Here is a 10,729-nt window from a genome sequence, read left to right on the forward strand (position 1 = left end):
AGAAAAATGCAAGGAGTTCTGACTGTATGTACTTTAAAAGTACAGAAACCGGGTCTGTGAGACTATTAGAAAAAAATACATGGAGATGTTGATCTGGCGATCAAGGTGGATGAAAGGAGAATGGGAATGAGAAGAGGAAAGATGATAGCGGCGGTACTGACGGTCTGCGCGGTGGGCGCGGGGATGACGGTAAACGCCTATGCGGCCAGCACCACATTTGAGATGAGAAAGAAGACAGTGAGACTGCTTGGAATTTTGAGTACGAGCAACTATCAGACAAACGTATCGAGAGGTGAGTTTGCGGAGCTTCTCGTAAAGGCGTCCAATTACCGTGAGGCAGCGAACTCCACGGGAACCGTGTCCGTGTTCGCAGATGTTTCCGCGAAATCCCAATACTCCTCAGCGATTCGCACCGCGGCGACAAATTCCTGGATGTCCGGTTATCTCGGAGGAAACTTTAAGCCGGACGAGGGGATCACGATGCGGGATGCCATCAAGGCAGTTTTGGGAGTCTTAGGATACACAAACGAGGATTTCTCCGGAAGTCTTCAGGAGAGCCGCCTTGCGAAGTTCAAGTCCCTGTCCCTGGATTCTGGGATCTATCGTGATCTTGACGAGGTCCTCACGAGGGAAGACTGCATCAACCTGTTCTATAACCTGATGAAGGCGAAGACAAAAGAAGGAAACCAGTACGGCAGTAAGATATTTGACCTGACCTACAATTCCGACGGCGAGATCAATACATCCTCGATCCTGGATAACAGTTTAAAGGGACCGAAGATCTTAGACAATGACAGCCGGAACTTAAAGAGTCTTGTTCCGTTTTCCCTGAAAGACGCTACCATGTTTTTAAACGGCGAGATGTCCGATGAGAGCGAGATCAACGATTACGCCACCGTGCTCTATTACCACGAGGAGACAAAGATGATCTTCGCCTATTCCAACGGCGGCGAGAACAAAGGCGCCACGGAGGGCCGGATCAAGGCGATCTACTACGATTCCAGTGATCCGTTCACACCGGTGAAGGTGGTCTTAAACACCGATTACCAGGACAACGGCGGTGAGGGCGATGAGTTCCAGATCAGCGGATCGGAGCTCCAGTACCTGTTCTCCGTCTACGGAGAGTTTGAGGTGGATGACAAGGTTGCCATCGTGTGGGAGAAGAGCGGAAGCGACGAGAATGCGACTTATACGGTTGTAGATGCTGTCGGAGATTATTGATTAGTTACGAATATACATACAATACATAAAATAGAGATACCGCAGTGGAAACATGAATAGAGAAAATTCAGGGTTACTTTTCATGGGTAGGAATTTTCTGAACTGAAAATTCCGTATGATACCGTTATGACCGCGGATTTTGCCGATTCGGAATGTGAAGCATCGGCAAAATCCTGTTACAGTGCGCGGGCATGGAGTGCCCGTGTACTGTAACAATTCAGGTTTGGAACATAGTTAAGAGAAGCGGAAGATTTCAATAGACAGGAAAGGAACGAGTATGGAGAACGAAAAGGTGGCCGTAGATAAGAAACGGAAAAAACGGAAAGGAAAAAGCGGGAGGATCGTGATCGTGCTTATAGTGGTTCTGGCAGTGCTGCTTGGCGGATTTTTCCTCTATAAGAAAAAGACCACGAGCCAGAAACGTCAGGGTGACCAGTCTGTGTCAACGACGACAGTGAAGCGGATGGACATCAGTTCAGAACTTACGGCGTCCAGCGCCCTGTCACCGAAGGACACCTACGAGGTGACATCACTGGTGGAAGGCGAGGTCATCGAGGCAAACTTTGAGGAGGGCGATGTGGTGGAAAAAGGCCAGATCCTATACCGGATCGACGCGTCTTCCATGGACTCTGATCTGAGCTCTGCTCAGACCAGCCTTCAGAGAGCGAAGGAGAGCGCCCAGACGGCACAGTCTGATTACACTGAGGAGACAGCAAGACTTGCAGGAAATACATACCGCTCCACAGCATCCGGATATATCAGGACTCTCTACATCAAAGAGGGCGATAAGGTAAACAACGGAACGAAGATCGCGGATCTCTATGATGATTCCGTCATGAAGATCACAGTCCCGTTCCTCTCCGGCGAGGCGGCGGAGATCAACGTGGGTGATGAGGCGGCAGTGATATTGGAGGACACCGGCGAGCAGATTTCCGGAACCGTCACGGTTGTCAGCAGCATGGAGGAGACACTTTCCGGCGGACGCCTCGTGAAGAACGTGACCGTTGAGGTATCCAATCCTGGCGGACTTACGACAGATACGGCGGCATCCGTAAAAGTCGATGGATTTGTCTGCAGCGCCGAGGGAACATTCACGGCGAAGACGGAGACGACCCTGAGCGTGGAAATCTCCGGAAACAAGAGCCTTGAGATCGAGAACCTTCTGATTCATGAAGGTTCTTATGTGGAGAAAAACTCCGAGCTGTTCCAGGTGACCGCAAAGACGGCGGAAGAGTATTTAAAGGAATTCAAAGATGCAGTGGAGAGCGCAGATGACAACCTGGAAAACGCGGAGAACAAGCTGAGCAACACTCAGGATAGTGTGGATGACTATACGATCACAGCGCCGATCTCGGGGACAGTGATCACGAAAAACGTGAAGGTTGGGGATAAGATCTCCAAGAGCTCCAGCGGAACGACCACAATGGCGGTGATCTACGATCTGTCCACCATGACACTGGAGATGTCCGTGGATGAACTCGATGTCTCAAGCGTCAAGGTCGGCCAGTCTGTGGAGATCACGGCGGATGCGGTGGAAGGTGAGACATTCACAGGAACCGTCACAAATGTGAGTCTGCAGAGCAGCTACTCCAACGGTGTCACAAACTATCCGGTGACAGTGACTCTGGACGATACGGGAAGTCTTCTTCCTGGCATGAACGTGGACGCTAAGATCATTCTCGACAGCTCTGAGAATGCTCTGGTGATCCCGGCCAGCGCGCTGATGCGTGGAAACAGAGTGTATGTGAAGAAGAGCACCGGCTCTGGAAAATCCGGCAGCAGCAACGTCCCGGACGGCTTCGAGGCGGTCCAGGTGACAACTGGAATCATCAACGACGATTATGTAGAGATCCTTTCCGGCCTCTCTGAGGGGGACGAGGTCTACATTTCCTCCGATTCCGGAAGTTCGACGCAGACCAATCAGATGCAGATGGGCGGCATGGGCGGTCCTGGCGGTGATATGGGCGGAGGTGCACCGGGCGGTCCTGGCGGAAACGGCGGTCCTGGCGGCAGCAACGGTGGCAGCGGACGAAGATCCCAGTAGTGTATAGGAGATAAATTGTATGGAAAAGACTGAATTCTCAATACAAATAGATACCGCAGAAGAGCCGATGAAACAGGAAGAGGCAGTTTCAAAAGTTCATGAGGAGTTGGAAAAGCAGGAACCTCTGATAGAGCTGCGCAATATCTACAAGATCTACTACATGGGCGACGAGGAAGTCCACGCCAACGACGGCATCAGCCTTTCCATCAACAAAGGCGAGTTCGTCGCCATCGTCGGCAAATCTGGAAGCGGAAAATCAACCCTGATGAACATCATCGGCGCCCTGGATGTCCCGACGGAGGGCGAATATTTCCTCGGCGGCGAGGACGTGGCGGATATGTCCGACAACGAGCTGGCGGAGATCCGGAACCGCATGATCGGCTTTATCTTCCAGCAGTACAACCTGCTTCCAAAGTTAAATCTCTTAGAAAACGTGGAACTTCCGCTTCTCTACGCCGGTTATGACAAAAAGGAACGTCGGGAGCGGGCTATGAATTCCCTGAAAAGGGTCGGACTTGAAGAAAAATGGAAGAATCTTCCGAACCAGCTCTCCGGCGGCCAGCAGCAGCGAGTCTCCATCGCGCGGGCTCTCGCAGGAGATCCGTCCTTAATCCTGGCGGATGAGCCCACGGGTGCCCTGGACTCCAGGACAGGCCGGGAAGTGCTTGATTTTTTAAAGAAACTCAATGAAGAAGGAAACACGATCGTCATGATCACCCACGACAGCTCCATCGCCCTGGAGGCGAAGCGGGTGGTGCGGATCCATGACGGAAAGATCAATTTCGACGGGGATGTGAAAAAGTATGCTGCAATCATTTAAAATGGCGTTAAAAAGTATCTGGGGCAACAAAATGAGATCCTTTCTCACGATGCTTGGAATCATCATTGGTGTCGCGTCGGTGATCATTCTGGTCAGTATCGTCAACGGCTATATGTCCTACATGGTGGAGAGCTTTTCTTCCATGGGTGTCAATCAGATCACGGTCCAGTACAAGGCGGTGGCATCCAGAAGTATTGATGTGAACGAATTTTATGAGTTCTACGAGGAACATTCAGACCTCTACGAGAACATGTCCCCGAACGTGTCCGTCAGCGTCACGGTAAAACATGACTCTGACACCATGGATTCCACCAGTGTCGGCGGCTACAGTGAGGATTATCTTGCAATCAAGGACTACGAGATCGAGTATGGCAGAAATCTCCAGTACTCCGACATGGAGGCGAGACGAAAAGTCGCGGTCATCGGCGCTTATGTGGCGGAGGAACTCTACGGCGGCTCCCAGAACGCCGTGGGCGAGACGGTCAAGTTAAATGGTGACAGCTACACCATCGTAGGCGTTGTGGAACGGCAGACGGAGAGCAGTTCTGAGTTTGATGACGGATGTATGGATGACTTTGTGTGGATCCCGTATTCCAGAGCTGTGAAGATGGCGAGAAATGCTGTGAACAACAACTATATCTTCACATCGCGGGACATCAACGACACGGAAACATGCACGACAGAACTTAAAAATTTTCTCTATGAAAAGATGAAGAGCGAAAACCTCTACACGGTGACAGCAATGAGCTCCCTTCTCGATTCCCTAAATGAGCAGATTGCCATGATGAGCATGATGCTGGGCGGTATCGCGGGTATCTCCTTGTTAGTTGCAGGCGTCGGTGTCATGAACATCATGCTGGTGTCCGTGACAGAGAGAACCAGGGAGATCGGCATCAGGAAGGCCCTCGGCGCAAAGAAGAGCGTGATCATGTTGCAGTTCGTCATCGAGGCGCTGGTCACAAGCTCCATCGGCGGAATCATCGGAATCATGATCGGAGCCTTAGCAAGTACGGGAATCGGCGCCCTCATGGGAATCGACGCGCCGCCGACCATGACGGCAGTTGTGATCTCATTTACTGTTTCGGTTGCCATCGGACTCATCTTCGGATACATGCCGGCGAGCCGTGCGGCGAAGCTGAACCCGATTGATGCTCTGAGAACGGATTAAAGTCTTGATTTGCCACGGATTTGCCGATAAAAGACAGAATATCGTAAGTTGACGGGAGATATTGTCCAACCTTATAATATAGTTAAAGAAAGATACTTGAGGGGAGGCAATTCTATGGCAGAAAGAAAATGGAAAAAAATAAGTACATGGATGGCCGCATGGGTCATGGCGGTCGTGTTTGCGGTATCCGGGGCGCAGACAGCGTTTGCGGCGACCAGTTATGTGAACAGTGTCAGCATCACGCTGGATGTGACACCGACGGTGGGGGAATCCCTGCCGGATCTCGATGTGGGATACAATTCTGATAACTGCGAGGTATCGATCCCGAACAACGATAAATATGATATCGTATCCGCAAAGTGGTATTCCACAAAGAACGACGTGAAGATCGGCGGAACCTACACCATGAAAGTTACTTTAAAGACTTTAAATGACTATAGGTTCAGCAGCAGCTCCTACACTTCCTCAAAGGTAAAGGTAAAGAACGGAACTTTTGTCAGCGCTTCGAGAACATCTTCCGACCGTCTGGTGGTTACCGTAAAGACAAAACCGGCAAAGGGCGATCTTGACGTGCCGGGCGAGGCATACTGGCAGACCACAAAGTCCGGAAGCTCCGATCTCGGACTCGCGAAGTGGGAGGCCGTTGAGGACGCGTCCTACGAGGTGTACCTCTATCGCGGCAGCAAGAACGTCTACAAGAGCGGCGAGATCCACACCAGCAGCTGTGATCTCTTTCCGTATATGAGCTCCAAGGGAACCTACACCTTTAAGGTGCGCGCGCTCCCGTCAAACGATGAGGTATCCAAGTACGCGTCAAAGAGCGACTGGACCATATCCGATGAGGTCTATATCGATGAGAATGACGCGGCGAGAGCGGCAAAGAAAAAGCCGTCAAGCGGCAACAACAGCAGCACAAATAATTCCGGAAATTCCCAGCAGGCCCCGTCAAATGTGAATGAGGTCGGCTGGATCCTCGACGGAAACCGCTGGTATTATCGTTACCCGGACGGAACTTATTTAAAGAACGGCTGGGGATTTATCGGAAATATCTGGTACTTATTTGACGCAAACGGAATGATGCTCACCGGCTGGCAGATGAAGAACGGCGTTTATTACTACATGAACGGTGACGGAAAGATGCAGACGGGCTGGCTTCTCTACAACAATACCTGGTATTATCTCTCCGAGAGCGGAGCTATGGTGACCGGCTGGATCACGCTGGGTGATAAGGCTTATTACCTCGGCGGCGACGGCGGAATGCTCACAGGATGGCAGAACATCGACGGACAGATCTACTACCTGTATCCGGATGGACATAAGGCGGTCAATGAAGTGATCGATACCTTCTATTTAGATCAGGACGGTATCTGGAGAAAACCGCAGTAAAGATCTGAACCTGCAGGGCATGCGGTTATGCGGTGAAAATCGTCGGAATATTTTCCAGCAGACTGAAAATACAGGAAAGGAGCACCTTATGAGACAGAAAACTTTTGGAAAATGGCTTGCGGCAGCAGGAATTCTGATCGTGATGACGATATGGATGGTTCTTCCTGCACTGGCTGCGCCGACGGTGAATTCTATAAGGATCACCTTTAAAGACAAGTATGAAGATCCCGGCGTGATCGAGGAGCCGGAGATCAGCTGCAGCAGCTACGGGATCGAGATCACATCCGTGGAGTGGAACAAGGATGTAGATAAATGGAATCCTGGAATGAAAGTGACGGCAACGCTGATTCTTTCCTCCAGCGGAAGAGAGTTCTCCTCCAGCTACGGTTCAAAGTCCTGCCAGATCTCCGGTGCGACGTTGAGTAAGGCAGTGAAAGTGGATGATGACCTGAAGGTCACAGTCACTTACTACCCGGTGGTATGGCTGGAGTCCCCGGATGAAGCCGGCTGGAGCGCTTCGAACCATATGAAAGCGGTCTGGAAGAAAGTCGATTATGCGACGGGATATCAGATCCGCCTATACCGGGATGACTATTATCTCCGGACCATCGATGCAACGGGAACCAGCAAGGACCTCTCCGAGTATATGGGAAGAGAGGGAAACTACTATTACGAGATCCGCGCGGTGGGAAAGACAACGAACGACGCGAAGTATCGCAGGAACAGTGATTATATTACCTCCTCTGACCGGTATCTGGATGACCTTGGCGACACGGAGGGCAGCTGGAAGAATTACGCGGACGGAAAGAAGTATGTGGACGAGAATGGCCAGATTGTGACCTCCCAGTGGTACCGGATCCTCGGAACCTGGTATTATTTCGACGAGAACGGATATATGGCGACGGGATGGAGACTGGTCAATAATAAGTGGTATTACCTCGGAAGTGACGGAAAGATGGTAATTGGCTGGAAGCAGATCGGCGGTGTCTGGTACTACATGGATGCCGATGGAGCGATGGCTATCGGCTGGCGCCAGACAGCACCGGGACAGTGGTATTACCTGAACGCGAACGGAGCGATGGCAGCGTCCACTGTGATCGACGGATATACGTTGGATGCATCGGGGCTCTGGGTAAGTTAGAAAGGAATGATGGACGGCATGTCATGGGAGAAATCCTGTGGCATGCCGTTTTCACATATCTGAAAAGGTAAGCTCCTGGAACCATGCGAAAACACTTGACTTACTATGAGATATCAACTAAAATTTAGAAACGTGTAAACATTTGTCGCGGCAGCCTGAAGGTGTATGCGGCGCCGCAGTCACTTGAAGTTTATGAAAAACGAGAAAGGATTTCTATGGGAATCATTAAAGCAGTGAACCTGATCTTTGACTATATCAGGCACGATGAAGAGGAAGACAAGGATGAGGTCAGCCATGCGTTAAAAGGCGTCTCTCTGGACATCAAGGAAGGCGATTTCGTAGCGATTTTAGGACATAACGGATCCGGAAAATCCACATTCGCGAAGCTGATGAACGGAATCCTGCTTCCAACGGATGGAACAGTCTATATTTCTAAAATGAGGACGGACGACGAGGAGCATCTCTGGGATGTACGAAAGACGGCGGGAATGGTATTCCAGAACCCGGACAACCAGATCATCGGAAACGTGGTGGAAGAGGATGTCGGATTCGGCCCGGAGAATATGGGAGTTCCGACGGAGGAAATCTGGGCGCGGGTCGACAAGAGCCTTGAGGCGGTGGGAATGACAGCCTACAGACTTCAGTCTCCGAATAAGCTTTCCGGCGGACAGAAACAGCGCGTGGCCATCGCTGGCGTTATGGCGATGAAGCCCCGGTGTATCGTTCTGGATGAGCCGACAGCAATGTTAGACCCGAACGGACGCCGCGAGGTCATTAAAACGGTTCATGAACTGAACCGTCAGGAAGGGATCACGGTAGTTCTGATCACCCACTATATGGAAGAGGTCATCGACGCGGACCGCGTAGTCGTTATCGACGGTGGACATGTCGTGATGGACGGAACCCCGAAAGAGGTCTTTTCCAGAGTCAAGGAACTGAAAAAATACAGCCTCGATGTGCCGCAGGTAACGGAACTGGCAGATGAATTAAAGGAAGCCGGAATGGATCTTCCTTATGGAATTCTTTCCATCGACGAGCTTGTGGACGAACTTGTTCCGCTCTTAAAATAGTGGAGAAATGGTGGAAATATGGCAATCGAAATTAAACACTTGAATCATATATACGGGCAGGGAACGATCTTTGAGCAGTATGCCTTAAAGGATGTAAATCTTACGATCCATGATGGCGAGTTTATCGGCCTCATCGGTCATACCGGATCCGGAAAATCAACCCTGACCCAGCATTTAAACGGACTTTTAAAGGCAACGAGTGGAGATATCCTTTATAACGGAGAGAGTATTTATAAAGAGGGATATTCCATGAAAGAGCTCCGCAGCCATGTGGGGCTTGTTTTCCAGTATCCGGAGCATCAGCTGTTTGAGGTGGATGTATTCTCAGATGTCTGCTTTGGACCGAAGAATCTGGGACTCCCGAAGGAGGAGATCGAGAAGCGCGCGAAAGAGGCGCTTGACATGGTGGGACTCGATGAGAGCTTTTATAAGCAGTCCCCCTTCGACCTCTCCGGCGGACAGAAGCGTCGAGTGGCTATCGCGGGTGTTCTCGCAATGAAGCCGGAGGTCCTGATCTTAGATGAGCCGACAGCCGGCCTCGACCCGAAAGGCCGCGACGACATTTTAGGACTCGTACAAAAGCTCCATAACGAGCAGGGGCTGACGATCATTCTCGTCTCCCACAGCATGGAGGATGTGGCGCGCTATGTGTCACGTCTTGTAGTCATGAACCACGGCGAGAAGGTCTTCGACGGAACCCCGAAGGAAGTATTCCGCCACTATAAAGAGCTGGAAGCCATTGGCCTTGCGGCTCCGCAGATCACCTATGTGGTGCACAAGCTGATCGACAAGGGGATCCCGCTGGATCCGGATATCACGACGGTGGAAGAGGCGAAGAATGCGATCCTTAAGATCTGGCGCGAAAAGAATGGAAAAAGTTCCGGAAATGAAGCTCAGGTAAGCACAGCTGGAGCCGATTTCGAAAACGCAGGTCATGGGAACGTCGCCGGAACAATTTCTGGGAATGTGGACATCACAGAAAAGACAGCCGGGGAGGAAAAGACATGTTAAGAGATATCACACTTGGACAGTACTACCCGGTTGATTCCCTGCTTCACAGGCTGGATCCGAGAACAAAATTATTTGGAACTCTTGTATACATCGTAACCTTATTTATCGCGGACAACCTTTGGGCATACCTTGCGGCGACGATCTTTCTGATCACTGCCATCAAGCTCTCCAATGTCCCGGTAAAATTCATGGTGCGCGGCTTAAAATCCATCGTGTTCCTGCTTCTCCTCAGCGTCAGCTTTAACCTGTTCCTGACGCCGGGTACCCCGATCTTTAAGATCGGTTTCCTGCAGATGACCTGGGAAGGTCTCCGGTTTGCGGCATTTATGGCGATCCGTCTTGTTTATCTCGTTATGGGATCCACGATCCTTACACTCACAACGACGCCGAACCAGCTGACAGACGGTCTGGAAAAGAGCTTGGGCTTCTTAAAGAAGGTCGGCGTTCCGGTTCACGAGGTGTCCATGATGATGTCTATCGCACTCCGGTTTATCCCGATCTTAATTGAGGAAACGGATAAGATCATGAAAGCGCAGATGGCGAGAGGTGCTGACTTCGAGAGCGGGAATCTGATCCAGAAGGCGAAATCCATGGTACCGCTTCTTGTACCGCTTTTTGTATCCGCATTCCGCCGTGCCACGGACCTCGCGATGGCCATGGAGGCGAGATGCTACCGCGGCGGCGAGGGCAGAACAAAAATGAAGCCGCTCAAGTACGCGAAGAGGGACCACATGGTTTATGGGGCGTATCTGGTGTATTTTGTGGTGGCAATTTTGCTGAAGGTCGTTTTGTAAAGAAATGGTAACTGTTCAGTAGGTCTGCGCACTTGCTGCGCTGACCGTAAGGAAACATAGGCTGGAAGGCAAAA

Annotated in this window: 9 protein-coding genes; all 9 read left to right on the plus strand. The window is 51.0% G+C overall.

Annotated features, from left to right (window positions below; all coding sequences use genetic code 11):
- Window positions 1–126 precede the first annotated feature (126 nt).
- Complete coding sequence (locus ACXMYH_RS02615) at window positions 127–1,221, plus strand: S-layer homology domain-containing protein (protein WP_486555466.1); 1,095 nt, start codon at window positions 127–129, stop codon at window positions 1,219–1,221.
- 277 nt (window positions 1,222–1,498) lie between these two features.
- Entirely contained in the window at window positions 1,499–3,265 is a 1,767-nt protein-coding gene (locus ACXMYH_RS02620) for an efflux RND transporter periplasmic adaptor subunit (RefSeq protein WP_486555467.1), read from the plus strand.
- A 67-nt stretch (window positions 3,266–3,332) separates the two neighbouring features.
- On the plus strand, window positions 3,333–4,085 hold the full coding sequence (locus tag ACXMYH_RS02625) for an ABC transporter ATP-binding protein (protein ID WP_329751878.1): 753 nt from the start codon (window positions 3,333–3,335) through the stop codon (window positions 4,083–4,085).
- A complete protein-coding gene (locus tag ACXMYH_RS02630) occupies window positions 4,069–5,253 on the plus strand; it encodes an ABC transporter permease (protein WP_486555468.1) in 1,185 nt (394 codons plus the stop codon). The genes ACXMYH_RS02625 and ACXMYH_RS02630 overlap by 17 nt, the downstream gene beginning before the upstream one ends.
- A gap of 114 nt (window positions 5,254–5,367) precedes the next feature.
- Window positions 5,368–6,639, plus strand: a complete 1,272-nt coding sequence (locus ACXMYH_RS02635; RefSeq protein ID WP_486555469.1) for an N-acetylmuramoyl-L-alanine amidase family protein — start codon at window positions 5,368–5,370, stop codon at window positions 6,637–6,639.
- 88 nt (window positions 6,640–6,727) lie between these two features.
- A complete protein-coding gene (locus ACXMYH_RS02640; RefSeq protein WP_486555470.1) occupies window positions 6,728–7,780 on the plus strand; it encodes a hypothetical protein in 1,053 nt (350 codons plus the stop codon).
- A 215-nt stretch (window positions 7,781–7,995) separates the two neighbouring features.
- Window positions 7,996–8,850, plus strand: coding sequence for an energy-coupling factor transporter ATPase (locus ACXMYH_RS02645; RefSeq protein ID WP_015553378.1), 855 nt, complete (start codon window positions 7,996–7,998; stop codon window positions 8,848–8,850).
- Between the two features lie 18 nt (window positions 8,851–8,868).
- Entirely contained in the window at window positions 8,869–9,861 is a 993-nt protein-coding gene (locus ACXMYH_RS02650) for an energy-coupling factor transporter ATPase (protein ID WP_486555471.1), read from the plus strand.
- The gene (locus tag ACXMYH_RS02655) at window positions 9,855–10,655 is read left to right on the plus strand and encodes an energy-coupling factor transporter transmembrane component T family protein (RefSeq protein WP_486555472.1); all 801 of its coding nucleotides are present in this window, start codon (window positions 9,855–9,857) and stop codon (window positions 10,653–10,655) included. The genes ACXMYH_RS02650 and ACXMYH_RS02655 overlap by 7 nt, the downstream gene beginning before the upstream one ends.
- The last annotated feature ends 74 nt before the right edge of the window (window positions 10,656–10,729 follow it).

This window comes from Pilosibacter sp. NGB245 (assembly GCF_057397225.1).